Source organism: Phenylobacterium sp. (assembly GCF_035539035.1).
Taxonomy (GTDB): Bacteria; Pseudomonadota; Alphaproteobacteria; order Caulobacterales; family Caulobacteraceae; genus Phenylobacterium.
Genome location: NZ_DATLJI010000012.1, coordinates 406,107 through 424,140 on the forward strand (window position 1 = coordinate 406,107; position 18,034 = coordinate 424,140).

General features: G+C 71.9%; 24 protein-coding genes. 14 read left to right on the forward strand and 10 right to left on the reverse strand.

Going from position 1 to position 18,034, the window contains the following annotated elements; translation table 11 throughout:
• Window positions 1–51 precede the first annotated feature (51 nt).
• A complete protein-coding gene (locus tag VM685_RS07310) occupies window positions 52–1,326 on the forward strand; it encodes a hypothetical protein (protein WP_325459463.1) in 1,275 nt (424 codons plus the stop codon).
• A 77-nt stretch (window positions 1,327–1,403) separates the two neighbouring features.
• Window positions 1,404–2,180, forward strand: a complete 777-nt coding sequence (locus VM685_RS07315; protein WP_325459464.1) for a lysozyme inhibitor LprI family protein — start codon at window positions 1,404–1,406, stop codon at window positions 2,178–2,180.
• Window positions 2,181–2,284: 104 nt separating this feature from the next.
• Here the strand turns inward: VM685_RS07315 and VM685_RS07320 are convergent, their stop codons facing one another.
• Window positions 2,285–3,271: a malate dehydrogenase gene (locus VM685_RS07320; protein WP_325459465.1), complete on the reverse strand. Its 987-nt coding sequence runs from the start codon at window positions 3,269–3,271 to the stop codon at window positions 2,285–2,287.
• Between the two features lie 102 nt (window positions 3,272–3,373).
• Here VM685_RS07320 and VM685_RS07325 point away from each other — a divergent pair, with 102 nt between their 5' ends.
• Window positions 3,374–3,793, forward strand: a complete 420-nt coding sequence (locus tag VM685_RS07325) for an HIT family protein (RefSeq protein ID WP_325459466.1) — start codon at window positions 3,374–3,376, stop codon at window positions 3,791–3,793.
• 4 nt (window positions 3,794–3,797) lie between these two features.
• On the opposite strand, the gene VM685_RS07330 is transcribed toward VM685_RS07325, so the two are convergent.
• Window positions 3,798–4,466, reverse strand: coding sequence for a hypothetical protein (locus tag VM685_RS07330; RefSeq protein ID WP_325459467.1), 669 nt, complete (start codon window positions 4,464–4,466; stop codon window positions 3,798–3,800).
• Window positions 4,463–5,344 (reverse strand): CoA ester lyase, encoded by an 882-nt coding sequence (locus VM685_RS07335; RefSeq protein WP_325459468.1) that lies wholly within the window; start codon window positions 5,342–5,344, stop codon window positions 4,463–4,465. Before VM685_RS07335 ends, VM685_RS07330 begins: the two co-directional genes overlap by 4 nt.
• Before the next feature lie 65 nt (window positions 5,345–5,409).
• Between VM685_RS07335 and VM685_RS07340 the strand changes: the two genes are divergently transcribed.
• The gene (locus VM685_RS07340) at window positions 5,410–5,793 is read left to right on the forward strand and encodes a DUF2237 domain-containing protein (RefSeq protein WP_325459469.1); all 384 of its coding nucleotides are present in this window, start codon (window positions 5,410–5,412) and stop codon (window positions 5,791–5,793) included.
• A gap of 1 nt (window position 5,794) precedes the next feature.
• Here VM685_RS07340 and thpR read toward each other — a convergent pair whose 3' ends face one another.
• Window positions 5,795–6,331, reverse strand: coding sequence for an RNA 2',3'-cyclic phosphodiesterase (gene thpR / locus VM685_RS07345; RefSeq protein ID WP_325459470.1), 537 nt, complete (start codon window positions 6,329–6,331; stop codon window positions 5,795–5,797).
• A gap of 9 nt (window positions 6,332–6,340) precedes the next feature.
• Entirely contained in the window at window positions 6,341–6,988 is a 648-nt protein-coding gene (locus tag VM685_RS07350; protein ID WP_325459471.1) for an arylesterase, read from the reverse strand.
• 194 nt (window positions 6,989–7,182) lie between these two features.
• On the opposite strand from VM685_RS07350, the gene VM685_RS07355 reads away from it, so the two are divergent.
• Window positions 7,183–7,929 carry a Bax inhibitor-1/YccA family protein gene (locus tag VM685_RS07355; protein WP_325459472.1) on the forward strand — a complete coding sequence of 249 codons (747 nt, stop codon included), beginning with the start codon at window positions 7,183–7,185 and terminating at the stop codon, window positions 7,927–7,929.
• Window positions 7,930–8,014: 85 nt separating this feature from the next.
• Window positions 8,015–8,521: a GNAT family N-acetyltransferase gene (locus tag VM685_RS07360; protein ID WP_325459473.1), complete on the forward strand. Its 507-nt coding sequence runs from the start codon at window positions 8,015–8,017 to the stop codon at window positions 8,519–8,521.
• On the opposite strand, the gene VM685_RS07365 is transcribed toward VM685_RS07360, so the two are convergent.
• From VM685_RS07365 to acnA, 3 genes are all read right to left on the reverse strand, one after another.
• Window positions 8,505–8,840, reverse strand: coding sequence for a DUF2794 domain-containing protein (locus VM685_RS07365; protein ID WP_325459474.1), 336 nt, complete (start codon window positions 8,838–8,840; stop codon window positions 8,505–8,507). The two genes, VM685_RS07360 and VM685_RS07365, sit on opposite strands and share 17 nt — an antisense overlap.
• Window positions 8,841–9,141: 301 nt before the next feature.
• Window positions 9,142–9,837, reverse strand: a complete 696-nt coding sequence (locus tag VM685_RS07370) for a DUF1223 domain-containing protein (RefSeq protein ID WP_325459475.1) — start codon at window positions 9,835–9,837, stop codon at window positions 9,142–9,144.
• Window positions 9,838–9,935: 98 nt separating this feature from the next.
• On the reverse strand, window positions 9,936–12,626 hold the full coding sequence (gene acnA / locus VM685_RS07375; RefSeq protein ID WP_325459476.1) for an aconitate hydratase AcnA: 2,691 nt from the start codon (window positions 12,624–12,626) through the stop codon (window positions 9,936–9,938).
• A gap of 174 nt (window positions 12,627–12,800) precedes the next feature.
• Between acnA and ccmA the strand changes: the two genes are divergently transcribed.
• Entirely contained in the window at window positions 12,801–13,403 is a 603-nt protein-coding gene (ccmA, locus tag VM685_RS07380) for a heme ABC exporter ATP-binding protein CcmA (RefSeq protein WP_325459477.1), read from the forward strand.
• Window positions 13,400–14,065 carry a heme exporter protein CcmB gene (gene ccmB, locus VM685_RS07385; RefSeq protein ID WP_325459478.1) on the forward strand — a complete coding sequence of 222 codons (666 nt, stop codon included), beginning with the start codon at window positions 13,400–13,402 and terminating at the stop codon, window positions 14,063–14,065. Before ccmA ends, ccmB begins: the two co-directional genes overlap by 4 nt.
• Here the strand turns inward: ccmB and VM685_RS07390 are convergent.
• Window positions 14,058–14,498 carry a nuclear transport factor 2 family protein gene (locus tag VM685_RS07390; protein WP_325459479.1) on the reverse strand — a complete coding sequence of 147 codons (441 nt, stop codon included), beginning with the start codon at window positions 14,496–14,498 and terminating at the stop codon, window positions 14,058–14,060. The genes ccmB and VM685_RS07390 overlap by 8 nt on opposite strands.
• Window positions 14,499–14,664: 166 nt before the next feature.
• Between VM685_RS07390 and VM685_RS07395 the strand changes: the two genes are divergently transcribed.
• From VM685_RS07395 to VM685_RS07420, 6 genes are all read left to right on the forward strand, one after another.
• The gene (locus VM685_RS07395; protein WP_325459480.1) at window positions 14,665–15,369 is read left to right on the forward strand and encodes a Spy/CpxP family protein refolding chaperone; all 705 of its coding nucleotides are present in this window, start codon (window positions 14,665–14,667) and stop codon (window positions 15,367–15,369) included.
• 41 nt (window positions 15,370–15,410) lie between these two features.
• Window positions 15,411–16,139 carry a heme ABC transporter permease CcmC gene (gene ccmC / locus VM685_RS07400; RefSeq protein ID WP_325459481.1) on the forward strand — a complete coding sequence of 243 codons (729 nt, stop codon included), beginning with the start codon at window positions 15,411–15,413 and terminating at the stop codon, window positions 16,137–16,139.
• Between the two features lie 9 nt (window positions 16,140–16,148).
• Window positions 16,149–16,295, forward strand: coding sequence for a heme exporter protein CcmD (gene ccmD / locus VM685_RS07405; protein WP_325459482.1), 147 nt, complete (start codon window positions 16,149–16,151; stop codon window positions 16,293–16,295).
• A complete protein-coding gene (locus tag VM685_RS07410; protein WP_325459483.1) occupies window positions 16,292–16,807 on the forward strand; it encodes a DsbE family thiol:disulfide interchange protein in 516 nt (171 codons plus the stop codon). Before ccmD ends, VM685_RS07410 begins: the two co-directional genes overlap by 4 nt.
• 50 nt (window positions 16,808–16,857) lie before the next feature.
• Window positions 16,858–17,115, forward strand: coding sequence for a hypothetical protein (locus VM685_RS07415; protein WP_325459484.1), 258 nt, complete (start codon window positions 16,858–16,860; stop codon window positions 17,113–17,115).
• 93 nt (window positions 17,116–17,208) lie between these two features.
• Window positions 17,209–17,436 (forward strand): hypothetical protein, encoded by a 228-nt coding sequence (locus tag VM685_RS07420; protein ID WP_325459485.1) that lies wholly within the window; start codon window positions 17,209–17,211, stop codon window positions 17,434–17,436.
• Here the strand turns inward: VM685_RS07420 and VM685_RS07425 are convergent.
• Complete coding sequence (locus tag VM685_RS07425) at window positions 17,433–17,966, reverse strand: MarR family winged helix-turn-helix transcriptional regulator (RefSeq protein WP_414693347.1); 534 nt, start codon at window positions 17,964–17,966, stop codon at window positions 17,433–17,435. The two genes, VM685_RS07420 and VM685_RS07425, sit on opposite strands and share 4 nt — an antisense overlap.
• Window positions 17,967–18,034: the final 68 nt, after the last annotated feature.

Here is an 18,034-nt window from a genome sequence, read left to right on the forward strand (position 1 = left end):
CTGAACCTGGTGAAGGACAGGCCCCCGATGGCGAAAGACTCGTCTGAAGACATGTCCACGCAGCTCGTGGCGCAGCCCGGCTTCCTCGGCCGGCACGTGCTGCTGGCCGGCGTGGTGGGCGCCTGCGCGCTGGGGGTTGGCGCGGGGCTCTGGGCCCGGCCGGCCGCCGACGAGCGCCGGATGACGCCGGTCCAGGCCCGGCCGACGGCCGCGCCCAAACCAGCCGGCCGGCTGGAGATCGTCCTCGACGACAGCCCTGCCCCGATTGGCGCGCCCATCGAGGTCCTGCCCGCCCTGGTCGGCCAGGCGCCGTCGGCCCCGTTGCTGGCCGCCCCCCTGCCCCCGGTGGAGGCGACCCCGCTCGCCCCCGTCCGCCCGCCTGCCGGTCTCGTCCGCGTGCAGGCGGTGGAGCCGCTCGTGGTCGAGCCCGAACCGCTTCCGCCGCCGCCGAAGCCGGTGGTGAAGGCGGCTCCGAAGCCCGAGACCAAGCCTGTGAAGAAGGCGGTCGCCGCGAAGACGCCGCACCCGGCCGAAGCGACCGCCAAGGCGAAGAAGCCCACCTCCGAACGCAGGGTCGCCAAGGCGGAGGCGGCTGCGAAGAAGGCCCGGAAGGCCGCGAAGGTCCGCGACGAGAAGCCCGCAACGTCGAAGCTCGCGCAGGCCAGGCCTGCCAAGGAGAGGACCGGCAAGGCCGCGAAGGCGGCCGAGGCGAAGAAGACCGGCAAGCTGGGCAAGGCGCTGGCCAAGGTCGCGCCCAAGAAGGTCCAGGACGCGGCGAAGACCACGAAGGTCAAGCTCGCCGAGAGCCGCAAGGCTCGCGCCGAGAAGACCCGGCTCGAGAAGGCCAAGATCGAGAAGGCCAGGGTCGAGAAGGCTCGCGTGGAGAAGGCGAAGCTCGAGAAGGCGCGGCTCGAGAAGGCCCGCGTCCAGAAGGCCAAGGCCGCCAAGGCCCGGTCCGACCGGGCGAAGGTGGTGAAGGCCGCCGCGCCCAGGCCCGCTCCGCCCGCCGCCCGTCCCAAGGTCCCGAAACCCACCCGCGACAACCCCATCCGCAAGGCGTCGAACCGCTGCGCATCGGCCGATCCGGGCGAGGCCATCGTCTGCGCCGACCCGTCGCTGGGCGCTGCCGACCGGCAGCTCGCCCGCGCCTACCGCCAGGCGGAGGCCGCCGGCGTCTCGGCCGGGCAACTGGCCCGTCAGCAGCAGCGGTGGCTGGCGGCCCGCGCCCAGGCGGCGCGCGAGGCGCCGTGGGCGGTGCGCGACGTCTACGAGGCCCGCATCGCCGAGCTCAACGACATGACCCGCGGAGCGCGCAGCGAGTACTGAGGCGAGCTGCGCCGTTGCAACTGCCAGGGCGGCGAAGGGGTTAGCCGGCGCGAGGGACGCGCTGGAGACCACTGACCATGCCGAAGGACCCCATCGGGGAGCCCTGGGCGGGAACCACCTACAACGGCTTCGCCGGCCAGGCCGCCGTTTCCCCGCCGGCCGCTTCCCGACCGCCGCAGGACCGCATCCCCCGCAAGCTCGTGATCGGCGGGGTGGCTGGAGCCGTGGCGCTCGGCCTGGTCTTCGGCCTCTGGGCCCGCCCTGACTTCGGCGACGACGGCCGCGCCCGCGAGCCGATGAAGGCGGTGACCCAGGCGGAGGCGGTCTCGCCGCCGGTGCCCGTCGAGGTGGCCGCCCCGGTTCCGCCGCCGACGCCCCGGGCCGACGGCCCGCTGGAGGTCCTGCCGCCCGAGCTCGCCCGCGCCGCGCCCGCGCCGGCGGCAGGGCCGGCCCCGATGGTCCGGGCGGAGGCGCCGCGCCCGCCGGTGGTGGTCGCCCCCTCGGCCAGCGAGAGCTCGGCCCCCGTCGTGGCGCGCGCGCCGGAGCCTGCGCCCTTCGTCCCGCCGCGCCGCCGGGCGGACGCCAACCCGAGCTTCAACTGCCGCTACGCGCGCTCCACCTCGGAAGAGATGGTCTGCGCCGATCCGCAGCTGGCCGCCGCCGACCGCCGGCTGAACCGGGCCTACGAGCGGGCCATCGCCTCGGGAATCCCGGCCCGCGAGCTGCGCGCCGAGCAGGACGACTGGCTGGGCATCCGCGAGGACGCCGCGCGCCGCTCCCCGCGCGCCGTGGCCAGCGTCTACGAGCAGCGCATCCGCGAGCTGAACGCCCTGGCCGAGGACGGGGAGTACTAGGGCCCGGAACGGCGAAGGGGCCTCGCGGCGACGCCGGGAGACCCCTCATCCGGCCCGTCCAGGCCACCTTCTCCCGCGAGGGGGAAGGACGATGTTGCCGGACCTTAGCCCAGCATATCCTTCACGGTGTCCCGCTCGCCGACCAGCTCGTCGTTGGTGATGGCGATCTTGGACTTGGCGAACTCGTCCATCTCGTAGCTGGTCACGACCTCGTAGGCGCCGGGCGCCGTGGTCTTCACCGGCATGCCGGCCCAGACGCCTTCGGCGAAGCCGTAGCGGCCTTCCGAATTGACGGCCACGGAGTGGATCGCGCCCGGCGTGACCAGGTCGCGGACGTGGTCGATCAGGGCGTTGGCCGCCGAGGCCGCCGAGCTCTGGCCGCGGGCCTCGATGATCACCGCGCCGCGCTTGCCGACCGCCGGCAGGTAGTCGTTCTGCAGCCAGGCCTGGTCGCCCACCACCTCGGCCGCCGGCTTGCCGCCGATCTTGGCGTGGGTGAAGTCGGCGAACATGGTCGGCGAGTGGTTGCCGTAGATGAACAGGTCGGAGACGTCGTTGATCGACACGCCGGCCTTCTTGGCGAGCTGAGCGCGGCCGCGGTTCTGGTCCAGGCGGACCATGGCGGTGAACCGGTCCGGCGTCAGGCGCTTGGCCTGGCTGGCGGCGATCATGCAGTTTGTGTTGCAGGGGTTGCCCACCACCGCCACGCGAGCGTCGTCGGCGGCCACCGCGTCGATGGCCTTGCCCTGGGCGATGAAGATCTTGCCGTTGTCCTTCAGCAGGTCGGCGCGCTCCATGCCGGGGCCGCGGGGCTTGGAGCCCACCAGCAGGCACCAGTTGGCGTCCTTGAAGGCGACGTTGGCGTCGTCCGTCAGCACCATGTCCTGCAGCAGCGGGAAGGCGCAGTCCTCCAGCTCCATGGCCACGCCCTTGAGCGCCTTCTGCGGGCCCTCGGCCGGGATCTCCAGCAGCTGCAGGATGACCGGCTGGTCCTTGCCCAGCATTTCGCCGGAGGCGATGCGGAAGAGGAGGGCGTAGCCGATGTTGCCGGCCGCGCCGGTCACCGCCACGCGGATGGGGGACTTCGCCATGGGTCACTCTCCAGAAGGGCGTTTACGGCCGCCGGCCGTGGTCGGCGGGTGGCGTAGCCAATTGACGGGCATGCTGCAATGCCGCAGACGGCCTTGATCCGCATGGCCGACCTCGACCCCGCCTTCGTTTCGACCTCCGAACCCCTCGGCGAGCTGGCCCTGAGCCACGTGCGCCTGCACCGCGACGCCCGCTATCCCTGGATCGTGCTGATCCCCAAGGTCGGCCGCGCCGTCGAGCTGGAGGACCTGACGCACGGCGAGCGCGACGTGCTGATGGAGGAGATCGTCCGCGCCGGCCATTCGGTCCGGGCGATCGGTCAGGCGCTCGGCCGCCCGGTCGCCAAGCTCAACGTCGGCCAGCTCGGCAACGTCACCCCGCAGCTGCACGTGCACGTCGTGGGGCGCCGGTCGGACGACGCGGCCTGGCCCGGTCCGGTCTGGGGCGTCGGCGCGGCGGAAACCTACGAGCCCGAGGCGCTGAAGGCCGCGCTGGCCGTCGCCCGCCGGGCGCTGGGACTTTAGCCGCTCAGGGCTGCGGCGGGTCCTTGCGCAGGGTCGCGGGGCGGCGCTGGCCGGCCTCCTGCAACTCGCCGGACCACTGGCCGCCGTAGCCGCCGGTGAAGGTGGCGACCGCCGGCCCGAAGCGCAGGGTCAGCGAGCCCGCGTCGCGGCGGATCTCCTCCACGAACCCCGAGGCCGCGGGCGCGCCGGGGCGGCGCAGGTCGCGCCACGCGCCCTCGGGCGGCGCGCTGCTGCGGTCGACCAGCTTCAGGGCGTAGAGGGCGGCGCCGTCGGCGCCGGTCAGGGTCCAGCTGCCGTCGAGCGGGCCCTGGAACGCCTGGGCCGAGGCGAAGGAGGCCCGCAGCCGGGATTCGTAGGCCAGGTCGTTCACGGTCGGCGGCGCGTCCGGCGTCTTGCCGGTCTCGTCCACGAACACCGGGGCGGTGAGCTGCGGGCGGGCGACGCGCGGCGTGTAGGGGATCGGCGCCGACGGCAGGGCCACGGCGGGCTCCGGTTCGGGCGCGACGGGCTGGCCGGCGGTGTCCGGCTCCTCCGGATCGGGTTCGGCGGCCGGCGCGGGAGCCCGCTCGAGCAGCGCGCCGATCGGATCGGCCGGCTGGGCGGCGGCGGGCGCGGACGCCCAGCGCAAGAGCAGCGGGGCGGCGAGGAGCGCGGCGGCGGTTCTGACCCTCATCTGGCCTTCTGGTTTCCTTCCGATCCTTCGTGGGCGGCGATGGCGTCTGCGACGGCGATCAGACGCCGCGCCTGCCCCAGATGCAACCGCTCCACCATCCGCCCCTCCACCTTCAGAACGCCCTTGCCGGCGTTCTCGCTCCGGTCGAAGGCCTCGCAGACGGTCCGCGCCCAGGCGACGTCCCCCGGGTCCGGGCTGAAGGCGGCGTTGGCGGCGTCGAGATGGCTGGGATGGATCAGGGTCTTGCCGTCGAAGCCGAAGTCGGCGCCCTGGCGGCACTCCCGCGCCAGGCCCTCGATGTCCTGGATGGCGTTGTAGACCCCGTCCAGGACGGACAGGCCGTGGGCCCGGGCGGCCATCACGGCCATGGCCAGCGCCGGCTGCAGCGGGGCGCGGTCGGCGACCGGCCGGCAGCGCATCTCCTTCACCAGGTCGTTGGCGCCGATCACCCAGACGTCGCAGCGGTTGGCGAGGCTGGCTGCGCCGATCGCCTCCAGCCGGAACATGGCCGCGCAGGTCTCGATCATCGCCCACAGCCGGGTGTCGCCCTCCAGCGCCCGGGCGTAGCGCGGCAGGTCGTCGGGCCCGGCGATCTTCGGGACCAGGATGGCGTCTGGCCCCGCCTCGGCGGCGGCGGCGAGGTCGGCTTCGCCCCAGGGGGTGTCGAGGCCGTTGACCCGCACCACCACCTCGCGCCCGCCGAAGCCGCCGTCGCGCACGGCGTCCACGGCCAGGCCGCGGGCCTCGTCCTTGGCGTCCGGGCCGACGGAGTCCTCCAGGTCGAGGATCACCACGTCGCAGGGCAGGGTGCGGGCCTTGTCGAGGGCGCGCGGGTTCGAGGCGGGCAGGTAGAGGGCGCTGCGGCGGGGACGGACCATCGGGGCTCCAGATCGCGACATGGGGCGCATGGCGGAGGCCCAGTCTTAGCGGTTAGGATGGGGCCATGACCACACGCTACGACCCGCGCGCGAGGAACGTCCTGGGCGGCGAGCTGAAGCCCTGTTCCACACAGCCGCTGACCGGCTTCTTCCGCAACGGCTGCTGCGAGACGGACCACAACGACTTCGGCATGCACACGGTCTGCGCGGTGATGACGGCGGAGTTCCTGGCCTTCTCCCGTTCGGTCGGCAACGACCTCTCGACCCCCGTGCCGGAGGCCATGTTCCCGGGCCTCAAGCCGGGGGACCGCTGGTGCCTCTGCGCGCCCCGCTGGAAGGAGGCGCTGGACGCCGGCGCCGCGCCGAAGGTGGTGCTGGAGGCCACCCACGAGGAGACGCTGGCGATCGTGCCGCTCGGCGTCCTCAAGGACCACGCGGTGGAGGCCTAGGTCAGCCCAGCGGGTATTCCGCCTCCAGGCGGTAGGCGGAGCCGTCCTTGGTCTGGTGGCTGGAATAGAGGCCGAAGCGGTCGACCCAGAGACCGGGCGACTTCAGCAGGTTGTTCGACTGGATCCAGGCGGCGACCTCGGCGGGATCGGGCCGGCGCAGGTAGGCGAGCGTCACGTGCGGCCGGTAGTGGCGGCTCTCGGCCTTCAGGCCGGCCCGCCGGGCCGCGGTCTCGCAGGCCCGGGCCAGGTGGCGGAGCTCGGCGCTCTCGCCGACGCCTGCCCAGACGGCGTGAATGTCGGGGCCGTCGCCGAAAGAGCCGGCGCCCTCCAGCACGATCTCGAAGGGGCGGCCGCCGACGGTGGAGAGCTCGGTGTCGAGGTCGCGGGCGACGTCCTCGCGCAGCTCGCCGAAGAAGCGCAGGGTGATATGCAGCGCCTCCAGCGGACGCCAGCGGGCGGCCTCGATGCCCTGCTGGCGGCGGACGAGCGCCTGGGCGATGTCGTCGGGGATGGCGATGGCGGCGAACAGGCGGACCATGCCCTTCCCTTAGCCCGCCCGCAGCCCCCGCGCCACGAGGGGCGCCAGCCGCCGGGCGATCAGGGAGACGCCGGCGGCGTTGGGGTGGATGCCGTCGCGCTGATTGAGGTTCGGATTGAGCGCCACGCCTTCCAGGAGGTCCGGCAGGAAGAGCACGCCGTGGGTCTTGGCCACGCTGGCGAAGGCGCCGTTGAACTCGCGCGCATAGGTTCCGCCCAGCAGGGCCGGCACGCGCACGCCGGCCAGCACGACGGTGACGCCGCGCCCCTTCAGCCGGCGCACGATACGGTCGAGGTTGGCCCGCACCGCCTTGGGCTCGGCCCCCAGCAGGAGGTCGTTGCCGCCGAGGGCCACGACGCAGACGTCCACGTCCCTCGGCACGGCGCGATCGACGCGCGCGGCGCCGCCGGCGGTGGTGTCGCCGGTGACCCCCGCCGGGATGACCCGCACCGGCTGGCCCATGCGCGCCAACTCGGCCTGCAGGCGCGCAGGCAGCGCCTGGCTGGCGGGCAGGCCGTAGCCGGCGGTTATGGAATCGCCCAGCACGGCCACGCGCCGCGCCGGCGCGGCCCGGGCCTGCGGGTTGAGGGCGGGCGTCATGGCGAGCACGGCCCCGGCCGCCAGCAGTCCGCGACGGGTCAGGAGAGAAGAAACCATGAGGGGCATGTAAGTCCGCCCGGAATTACGCCAAGCCCCTGCGTCAATTGGGTTTTGCTGCACCCGCGAAGAGCAGAGTTGCTGCTGGATTTTTCGGAACGCTTTACGTTCCAAGGCCTTGCTTAGACCTCCCGCGACCCCGATATTCCGGACTGCGTCCAATCCGGACGGACTAGACAAGGGCTTTGCCTCTCATGAGCGACTTCAACCGCGGCTACGCGCGCACGATCCCCGCGGATCGCGCCGACATGTCGGTGGACGCGGGTCTTCGCAGCTTCATGCTCGGCGTCTACAACAAGATGGCGCTGGGCCTGGTGCTTTCCGCCGCCCTCGCGTGGATCACCAGCTCGTTCCCGCCCGTGCGGGACGCCATGTTCACCGTGGCCAATGGCCGGGTCGGCTACAGCATCCTGGGCATGGTCGTGGCCTTCGCGCCTCTGGCGGTGCTGCTGTTCTCGGGCTTTGCGCTCAAGAACCAGAGCCCGCGCACGGCCAGCATCACCTACTGGTCGGTGGTCAGCCTGATCGGCGCCTCGCTGGGCGTCCTGGCGCTGCGCTACACGGGCACCTCGATCGCCTCGACCTTCCTGATCACGGCCACCGCCTTCGGCGCGCTCAGCCTGTTCGGCTACACGACCAAGAAGAACCTGACCGGCTTCGGCAGCTTCCTGATCATGGGCCTGATCGGCCTGATCGTGGCCAGCATCGTGAACATCTTCCTGCAGTCCTCGATGATGGCCTTCATCATCAGCCTGTTGGGCGTGGGCATCTTCGCGGGCCTGACGGCCTACGACACCCAGCGTCTGAAGATGCAGTACTACGAACTCGGCGGCGACCAGGCGGCGATGGGCGTGGCGACCAGCTACGGCGCGCTCAGCCTCTACCTGGACTTCATCAACATGTTCCAGTTCCTGCTCGCGCTGTTCGGCGACCGCCGCTAAGCCCCAGCAGGATCCAAGTATCCTCGGACCCCGGCGGGAGACCGCCGGGGTTTTTCTTTGCGCTGCGGCGGCCTAGAGCTTGGCCATGGTCGAGCTGGTCACCGAGAGGCTGAGGCTGCGCCGGGCGCGCCCCGACGATCTGCACGCCCTGCATGCGGTGCTGAGCCATCCGGCCGCGATGCGCTACTGGTCCACGCCGCCGCACACCGAGCTCGCGCAGACCGAGGCCTGGCTGGCCGACATGATCGAGGCCACCGACGAGGACTTCGTGGTCGAGCATCGGGGTTCGGTCATCGGCAAGGCCGGGGCCTACCGCCTGCCGAGCGTCGGCTACATCCTGCATCCGGAAAGCTGGGGGTCCGGCCTCGCGTCGGAGGCGCTCTCGGCGGTGATCGCCCACGTCTTCGCCACCCGCGCCGTCGACCGGCTGACGGCGGACGTCGATCCGCGGAACGCCGCCTCGATCCGGCTGCTGCAGAAGCTCGGCTTCGTGGAGACGCACCGGGCGCCGCGGACCTGGCTGGTGGGCGAGGAGTGGTGCGACAGCGTCTACCTGGCGCTGGACCGGCCCGCGGCTATTCCACCACCTTGAAGCGGCCCTTGTCGAAGAAGCGCAGCACCTGCTCCAAGTCCTGTCCGCGGCGCAGGATCATGCCGCCCTCGCCGATGATCGCCCAGGCGCCCTGCCGCCGGGCGAGCGCCGGACGCTTCTCCACGCGGTAGAGCGGCTGTTCGGAGGCCCGGCGGAAGACGGAGAAGACGGCGGCGTCGGACAGGCCGTCGATGGCGTAGTCGCGCCACTCGCCCGCGGCCACCATGCGCCCGTAGAGGCGGAGCAGCCGTTCCAGCTCCGGTCGTTCGAAGAAAACCCGCCCCTGGCGGGGCGCCGCGTAGGGCGGATCGAAAGCCATCGGGTCGAAGCCTAGACTGAATCTTCCACGAAATGCGAGCGCAAGCCGTGGCCGATGGGTTCCCGACGCCCCAGGTCCCGGATGGCGCGCCCCGAAATGACCTTATTTCGGTCCCGCGAGAGCCTGATGCCCCCCGTTTATTGGGGGTGTCGGTTGGACAGAGCCCGGTGGTCCCGGATCCTGAACAGCCCCCCCAGCCCCCCTGGATCGGCGGACCTGGCCAACCGACACACTACATCCCATCCCAACGTGAACCCGCGCGGGCCTCTCCAGCCGCGCGGGTTTTCGTTTGCGTATCAGGTCAGGTCTTCGGCTGGCCCACGGCGATGACGCGGCCGCCCTTGGCCGCCTGGACGACGAGCGCGGTGGCCAGGCCGTCGTCCTCGGTGGCGGGGATCCGGTAGGCGGTGGGCCGGCCGCGCCAGGCGCCCAGCCTGTGGATCTCCCGCACCACGTTGCGGTGGGTGATCGTCTGGCCGCGGTTGTCGCCGCTTTTGACGGCGACGTCCTGCTCGCGCGGATCGTAGCGGATCAGCCAGACCTCGGCGCCGCCCCGCGGCACGCGGCCGGAGCCGACGTCAACCCGGCGCGGGCTCATGAACTGGATGTCCGGCGGATCGCGCGGCGCGCGGGCCGCCTCGCGCAGGAGCTGCTCGACCCGCTCGGTGCGCAGGCCGGCCGCCTGGGCGCGGCCGTCGACCACTACCTGCGGCGTATAGGGCTCGCGAAGCTTCAGCTTGGCGACATAGGCCTTCTGCCGTTCGGCGAACTCGGGCTCGGCGAAGGTGTCCTCCCAGCCGAGGTAGTCCCAGTAGTCCACGGGGAAGGTGAGCGCGAGCACGCCCGGCCGCTCGGCGAGCTTGGCGACATATTCGTTGGCCTCCCCGCAGGAGGCGCAGCCCTGGGCCGTGAACAGCTCCACGACCACCGGCGGCCTTGCGGACGCGGCGACGGGTACGGCGAGGAGCGAGAGGGCGACGAGCGCGGCGATCCGCATCGGGGGGAACTTACCCGGAGTTGAGCGGCGGCCTGGGTTCAACAAGGCGTGAGGAGCGGCGGGCGGCCTGCGCATGTGCTGACCGCCCGCCATTCCCCTTAGGCCTGCGGCCGCGCCAGGCTGCGCAGGACGTAGTTCAGGACGCCGCCGTGCTTGAAGTACTCGAGCTCGGTGGGCGTATCGATCCGGCAGCGGACCGGGAAACGGGCGATGCGGCCGTCGCTCGGACGGTACATCTCCACGATCAGCTGCTTGCGCGGCGCGAGATCGGTGAGGCCGCGGATGGTGACGATCTCCTCGCCCGTGAGGCCGAGCTTGTGCCAGCCTTCCTGGGTGAACTGCAGCGGCAGCACGCCCATGCCGACCAGGTTCGAGCGATGGATGCGCTCGAAGCTCTCGGCGACCACGGCGCGGACGCCGAGCAGCTTGGTGCCCTTGGCCGCCCAGTCGCGCGACGAGCCGGTGCCGTATTCCTTGCCCGCGAAGACCACCAGCGGCCGGCCCTCGCCCTGGTAGCGCATGGCCGCGTCGTAGATCGACATGGTGTCGCCGGAGGGGAAGTGCTTGGTCACCCCGCCCTCGATGTCGGGCGTGATCTTGTTGCGGATGCGGATGTTGGCGAAGGTGCCGCGCATCATCACTTCGTGGTTGCCGCGGCGCGCGCCGTAGGAGTTGAACTCCGAGGTCGGCACCTGGCGCTCACGCAGGTAGACGCCCGCCGGCGAGGTGGCCTTGATCGAACCGGCCGGCGAGATGTGGTCGGTGGTGATCGAGTCGCCGAAGACGCCCAGGACGCGGGCCTCGACGATGTCCGTCACCGGCGACGGCTCCATCTGCATGTCCTGGAAGTAGGGCGGGTTCTGCACATAGGTGGAGCCCATGTCCCAGGCGTAGGTCTGGCCGCCCGCGACCTTGATGCCCTGCCAGTTCTTGTCGCCCTTGAAGACGTCGGCGTAGCGCGTGGCGAACATCTTGTTGGTCACGTGCTTGCGCTGCAGGGCGGCGATCTCAGCCGAGGTCGGCCAGATGTCGCGCAGGTAGACCGGCTTGCCGTCCTTGCCCTCGCCCAGCGGCTCGTTCGCGAGGTCGAGCTTCATGGAGCCGGCCAGGGCGTAGGCCACCACCAGCGGCGGCGAGGCCAGGTAGTTGGCCCTGACGTCCGGGTTCACGCGGCCTTCGAAGTTGCGGTTGCCCGACAGCACGCTCACGGCCACCAGGTCGTTCTTGGCGATCGTCTCGGAGATCGCCTCCGGCAGTGGGCCGGAGTTGCCGATGCAGGTCGTGCAGCCGTAGCCGACCAGGTTGAAGCCGAGCGCGTCGAGGTGCTTGGTCAGGCCCGCGGCCTTCAGGTAGTCGGTGACCACCTGCGAGCCGGGCGCCAGGGACGTCTTCACCCAGGGCTTCACCTGCAGGCCCTTCTCCACCGCCTTCTTTGCCACCAGGCCGGCGGCGATCAGGACCGAGGGGTTGGAGGTGTTGGTGCAGGAGGTGATCGCGGCGATCACCACGTCGCCGTTGCCGAGGTCGAAGTTCTCGCCCTCCACCCGATAGCGCTCGGCCAGGCCATCGGCCTTGCCGAAGTCGCCGGCCAGGGCGGCCTTGAACTCGGCGGCCGCGTCGGTCAGCACCACGCGGTCCTGCGGACGCTTCGGGCCGGCCAGCGAGGCGGTCACCGCGCCGAGGTCGAGCTCCAGGGTGTCGGTGAACACCGGATCGGGATCGGTCGGGTCGCGCCAGATGCCCTGTTCCCTGGCGTAGGCCTCGACGAGGGCCACGCGGTCGGGATCGCGGCCGGTGGCCGTCAGGTAGGCGATGGTCGCCTGGGTGACCGGGAAGAAGCCGCAGGTGGCGCCGTATTCCGGGGCCATGTTGGCGATCGTCGCCTGGTCTTCCAGGGTCAGGCTCGCCAGGCCCGGGCCGTAGAACTCGACGAACTTGCCGACCACGCCCTTCTTGCGGAGCATCTGGGTGACGGTGAGCACGAGGTCGGTGGCGGTGGCGCCTTCCGGCAGCGCACCGTCCAGACGGAAGCCGATGACTTCCGGGATCAGCATCGGGATCGGCTGGCCCAGCATGGCCGCCTCGGCCTCGATGCCGCCGACGCCCCAGCCCAGCACGGCCAGGCCGTTGACCATGGTGGTATGGCTGTCGGTGCCGACCACGGTGTCGGGATAGGCGACGGTCATGCCCTCGTTGTCATTGGTCCAGACGGTCTGGGCCAGGTACTCGAGGTTCACCTGGTGGCAGATGCCGGTGCCGGGCGGCACGACGCGGAAGTTGTTGAAGGCCGAGGAGCCCCAGCGCAGGAAGCGGTAGCGCTCCATGTTGCGCTCGTACTCGCGCTCGACGTTCTGCTGGAACGACTTGGCGCCGCCGAAGTAGTCGACCATCACCGAGTGGTCGATGACGAGGTCGACCGGGTTCAGCGGGTTGATCTTCTCGGGGTTGGCGCCGAGGTGGGTCATGGCGTCGCGCATGGCGGCCAGGTCCACGACCGCCGGCACGCCGGTGAAGTCCTGCATCAGCACGCGGGCCGGGCGGAAGCTGATCTCGTGCTCGACCGCGCCCTTGTTCTCGAGCCAGGCGGCCACCGCCTTCAGGTCGTCCGCGCCGACGGACTGGCCGTCCTCGTTGCGCAGCAGGTTCTCCAGCAGCACCTTCATCGAGATGGGCAGGCGGGAGACGCCCGAAAGTCCCGCTTCCTCCGCCGCGCGGAGGCTGTAGTAAGCATAGGTCTTGTCGCCCACCACGAGCTCGCGGCGGGTTTTCAGGCTGTCTACTGACGCCATATGGGAGATCCTCTCTCTGTTCCCGGCCGCCCCACGTCTGACCCAGGGATCGCGCGTCTTTGAAGGCGGACACACAGGTTCCGCCCCCGCGCGGCGTACGTCCCCCGAGGCGACGGCGGCCGGGCGCTTCATATGCCGAACCGTCTTGCGCGTCCATGCAGCGGAGGGTTGCGAGTGATTCGCACCTTGGAGCTGCGCGGGGTGTCGGTGCGCCGCGGCGGCCGGCTGCTGTTCGAGGGCGTGGAGCTGGCGCTCGCCGCCGGCGAGGCCTGCGCGCTGACGGGCGCCAACGGAGTGGGCAAGACCAGTCTCCTCAGGGCCGTGGCCGGGCTCGTCCGGATCGAGGTCGGCGAGGTGGCCTTCGGCGGGACGGACCCCTCCGAGGCGCGCGGCGCGGGCCTGCACTTCGTCGGCCATCACGACGGGCTGAAGCCGGCCCGCACGGCGCGCGAGGAACTGGACTTCTGGACCCGCTGGTGCGGCGGGACCGACGGCGATGCGGCCGGCGCCGCCGAGGCCCTGGAGCTCGGTCCCCTGCTCGACCTCGAGATCCGCAGGCTGTCCGCCGGCCAGCGGCGGCGCGTCGCGCTCGCCCGGGCGCTGGCCGCGCCCAGGCCGCTGTGGCTGCTGGACGAGCCCCTGAGCCCGCTGGACGCCGGCTGGCGCGCCCGTTTCGGCGCCCTGATGCAGCGCCACCTGGACGGCGGCGGCCTGATCCTGGCGGCCGTCCACGATCCCCTGCCGATCCCGGCCCGCAGCCTTGAGCTCACCGCGTGAGCCGGCTCTTTACCCTGCTCGCCCGGGAGACCGCGCTGGCCTGGGGCCGCGGCGGCGGGCCGCTGGTGGCCGTGGGCTTCTACGCAGGCGTCGCCACCCTCCTGCCGCTGGCCATCGGGCCGGAGCCCGACCGGCTGGCCGCCGTCGCTCCGGGGCTCGCCTGGGTGGCCCTGGCGCTCGCCTCCCTGCTGTCGCTCGAGCGGCTGTTCGAGCGCGACTACGAGGACGGGGCGCTGGACCTGCTGGTCCTCTCGCCGGTCCCGCTGGAGCTGACCTGCGCGGCCAAGTGCCTGGGGCAGTGGCTGGCGACGGGCGCGCCGCTCGCCCTGGCCTCGCCGGTGGCCGCCATCGCCCTCGGCGCCGCGCCGGCCATGGCGCCGCTGATCTTCGCCTGCGCCCTGCTGGGCGGGATCGCCTTCGCCTTCGTAGGCGGCATCGGGGCGGCGCTCAGCCTAGGCGCCCGGCGGGGCGGACTGCTCACCGCCGTCATCGTCCTGCCGCTGTTCACGCCGCCGGTGATCTTCGGCGGCGGGGCGCTGGACGCCTTCGCCACCGGCGTGCCCTGGCAGGCGGGCTTCGCGCTGTTGGGCGCCTATGCGCTCGCCGCGCTGGCCTTGGGCCCCCTGGCCATGGCCGCGGCCTGCCGCAACGCCCTCAGCTAGCCGGCGCCGGCCGGGGCTTCGGGTACCAGAGCGCGTTGACGATCACCCACCGCTCCCCGAACCGGCCGAGGTGGAAATAGTCCACGAACCAGGGCGTCTCGACCCGGGCCACCGCCGCGTTGCCGGTGACGTCCAGGACCTTCACGGAGCGGCTCCACTGGGCCTTCGGCGTCTTCAGCACGCCCTGGCGGGTGAGGTCGACCAGCTCCTCCTTGGTCATCCGGCGCAGGCCGAGCGGCTCGTCGGGGTCGCCCATCTCCACCGCGCGCTTGGCGAGATCAGGGTGCAGGGCGCGGGCGACCCGGGCGGCGTCGCCCTCCAGCTGGCCGTCCACATAGTCGTAGGCGACCGCCTCGATGGCGCCGACGTCGGATGGGGCAGGGGCGGGCTGGGCCGCGGCGAGGGCCGCGGCGGCGGCGAGGGCGCTGAACAATCGGACCTCCTGATCTCGAAGCGGGGCCGTATCGTCGCCTCCGCCGCGGCCGGCAAGCCCCGTTCGCCGAACATGAACAAAGCTTCACGCGAAGCGGCGCCGTTTCGCCCACTTTGCTCAGGAGCTTGAGCGTGGGGACTGCCCCACCACGATCACGGAGGACGGGATGTCACGCGTTTCGAGAACAGCTCTGGCGGCCGCCCTGGCCGTTTCCCTGGCCGGCGGCGCGGCCGTCGTGGCCGCCCACGCGCAGCCTGGAGCGGACGAGGCCGTGCGGCAGGCCCGGCAGGACGCGCGCAAGGCCGAGCGCAACGCCCGCGACGCCCAGATGGAGGCCCGCAGGGCCCAGCGGGAGGCGCATCAGGCGCGGCAGAAGGCGCACCGGGTGATCGTCCACCGCTTGGGCCATGACGGCGATCATTCGGAGCACCTGCGCAACCTCCTGCAGCTGCGGCCGAACCAGGAAGCGGCGCTTACCGCCTACCTCGACGCGATGAAGCCGAAGCACGATCATCTGGTCAGCTTCGAGGAGGGCGGCGGCCGCAAGTCGACGCCGGAGCGGCTGGCCGAGATGGAGAAGCAGATCGCCGAGCGCGAGGCCGCCGGCCGCGCGCGGATCGAGGCGACGCGCCGCTTCTACGCCCAGCTCGACGACAAGCAGAAGAAGGCGTTCGACGAGTTGCCGCTGATGATGGGGCCGGGTCATTTCGGCCCGATCCCGATGCGGCCCATGAAGATCATTCACGACGGCGGGCCCATGCCGGAGCCTTTCCGCTTCCCGGCCGAGATCATGCCGCCGCCGCCCGCGCCCCCGGCTCCGCCGGCCCCTCCCGCGCCGCCGGCCCCGCCGTCGCCGCCGGCCGGAGTGTAGGCCCGCTTGCAGGGCGGGCCGCCGGGCTCTAAGCGAGGACCATGATCCCGGCGCCCGCCTTCCTGGCGAATCCTGAGCGGTTCATGGCCTTCTCGCGGTGGGCCGCCCCGCTGTTCGGGGCGCTCGCCGTGGCGCTGGCCGCCGCCGGCCTGTGGCTGACCTTCTCCGTGCCGGAGGACTACCAGCAGGGCGACACGGTACGGATCATGTTCATCCACGCGCCGGCCGCCCAGCTCGGCCTGTTCGTCTACGCCTGCCTCGGCGCGGCGAGCTTCCTGGCGCTGGTCTTCCGCCACGTGTTGGCCGACGCCGCGGCCCAGGCCGCCGCGCCGCTGGGCGCGGCCTTCACCCTGCTGGCGCTGATCACCGGTTCGCTGTGGGGCCAGCCGATGTGGGGGACCTGGTGGGTGTGGGACGCGCGCCTGACCTCGGTGCTCGTGCTGTTCCTCTTCTATGTCGCCTACATGGCGCTCCGCGCCTCCCTGGACGACGAGACCAAGGCCGCCCGGGCCGCGGCGATCCTCGCCCTGGTGGGGCTGATCAACCTGCCGGTGGTCTATTTCTCGGTGGAATGGTGGAACACCCTGCACCAGGGCTCCTCCACCTTCGCCGGCGAAGGGCAGGGCCTGGCGCCCGTCTACCGCCCCCCCTTCTACCTGATGAGCCTGGCCTACATGTCGGCGTTCGGCTCGCTCTGGCTCGTGCGCATCCGCGGCGAGGTCTGGCGCCGCCGCGCCGAGGCCGCCGCCCTGCGCGCGGCGCGGGCTTAGAGGCGCGCCATGCTCGACCTCGACGCCAGCCCCTACGCCGCCTACGTCTGGCCCGCCTTCGCCATCACCGCCCTGGTGTTCGCCTGGATGGTGGCGGGCGCGCTCACCCACTCGCGCCGGTGGAAGCGCCGCGCGCAGCAGGGGGACCGCAAGTGAGCCGCTGGCTGGCGCTCGCCCCGCTGATCGTCCTGGTGGCTCTGGGGGCGCTGTTCGGCCTCTATGCGCTGAACCGCAACCCGCAGGTCCAGCCCGAGGCCATGGTCGGCAAGCCCTTGCCGAACCTCACGCTGCCGACGCTCGCCGAGGGCCAGCCCGTGCCGCTGCGGGAGGCGGCCGCGGAAGGGCCGATGCTGGTCAACTTCTTCGCCTCCTGGTGCGCGCCCTGCGAGATCGAGCACCCGGTGCTCATGCAGATGAAGGCGGAGCGCGTGCGGCTGGTGGGCATCGCCTACAAGGACGCGCCGCAGAACACCGAGGCGTTCCTGACCCGCCTGGGCAATCCGTTCTCGGAGATCCTGGTCGACCGCGACGGCCGCGCCGGCATCGAGTTCGGCGTCACGGGCGTGCCGGAAACCTATGTGGTCGGCCGCGACGGCGTGATCATCGCCAAGCACACCGGGCCGCTCACCCTCGAGGCGGCCCGCGCGCTCGCCGCCCGCGCCCGCTGAGCGGGTATGGTTAGCGCGCCGTTAACCATGACGCGGCGAGGTTGTCGGCTGTGAACCCGATCCGTCCCTCCGGCGTGCCGGCCGCACCCACGGCCTCCCAGGTCCAGCGTCCCGACGCCGCCCGGCTGGAAGCCCAGAAGGCCTTCTTCGAACTGGCGTTCGGCCGCACTTCGGCGCCCGCCGCCGCGCAGACCGCTCCTGCAGATTCGGCCCAGGTCGCCGCGCGTCCGCAGCGAACGCCGCAGGCGAGCGCCGAACCGCCCGCGAAAATCCTGCGCCCCGGGTCGCTGCTCGACATCCGCGTCTGATCGACGAACGGCGTTCTGCCGTTAAGCTATTCCAAAAATTGCCTTATTTGAATCCGGAACGGCTCGCGCATCACGCGAGTTAGCCCCGCCGTGATGGCAAATGTTACCCAGGACAGGGAAGAACGGCTCCAGGCCGAGGCCACCGCGCTCTGGCGCGAGCTGTTCGGCGAACCGCCCCCGATCCGCGCGGACGGGGCGATGATGCTGGACGCCATCATGAAGAGCCTGCCGGAGAAGTCCTACGACCGGCTGGCCTCGCCCTACTTGCGGCCCTCGCTGATCGCGGGGCCGGGCGGCGACGGTGGTTCGGCTCGGGCCTAGTCGGCCTTCCGCACCTTCTTCTTCTTTCCGGTGTCTGTCTTCGCCGGCTTAGCGGCCTTGGCCTTGCGCGGCGCGGGCGGCGGCGCGAGCGCCGCCTCCTGCGCCTTCAGGAGATCGCGGAGCAGGCCCACGAACGCGCTGCGGCGGCCGCCACCCGACAGGAGCTTCAGGAGACGGGAGTCGGCCTCGGCCATCTTCGGCCGCACGGCCTCCAGCGTCTCGCGGCCGAGATCGGTCAGGCGCACGGCGTTGGCCCGCGCGTCCGCCGCCGAGCGCTCACGCTCCAGCAGGCCCTTGCGGATCATCCGCGCGGCCATGTCGGCCAGGGTGGAGCGGTCGATGCCGGTGATCCGCACCAGGTCGGTCTGGGTCGCGCCGGCGTGGGTCGCGGCGGCCTCCAGCACGGCGTACTGGCGCTGGGTCACTCCGGCCGGTCCGAGCTCCTCGGCATAGATGTCGAGCGCGACCTGCTGTGCGCGGTGGAGGAGGTGGCTGGGCGAGCGGTCGAGCGCCGCGACACCCTTCGTCACTGACTTTGTCCTGGCCATGATTTTCCGTAGACGCCCCACACATACAGAGTAACGGCGTTATACGAGAA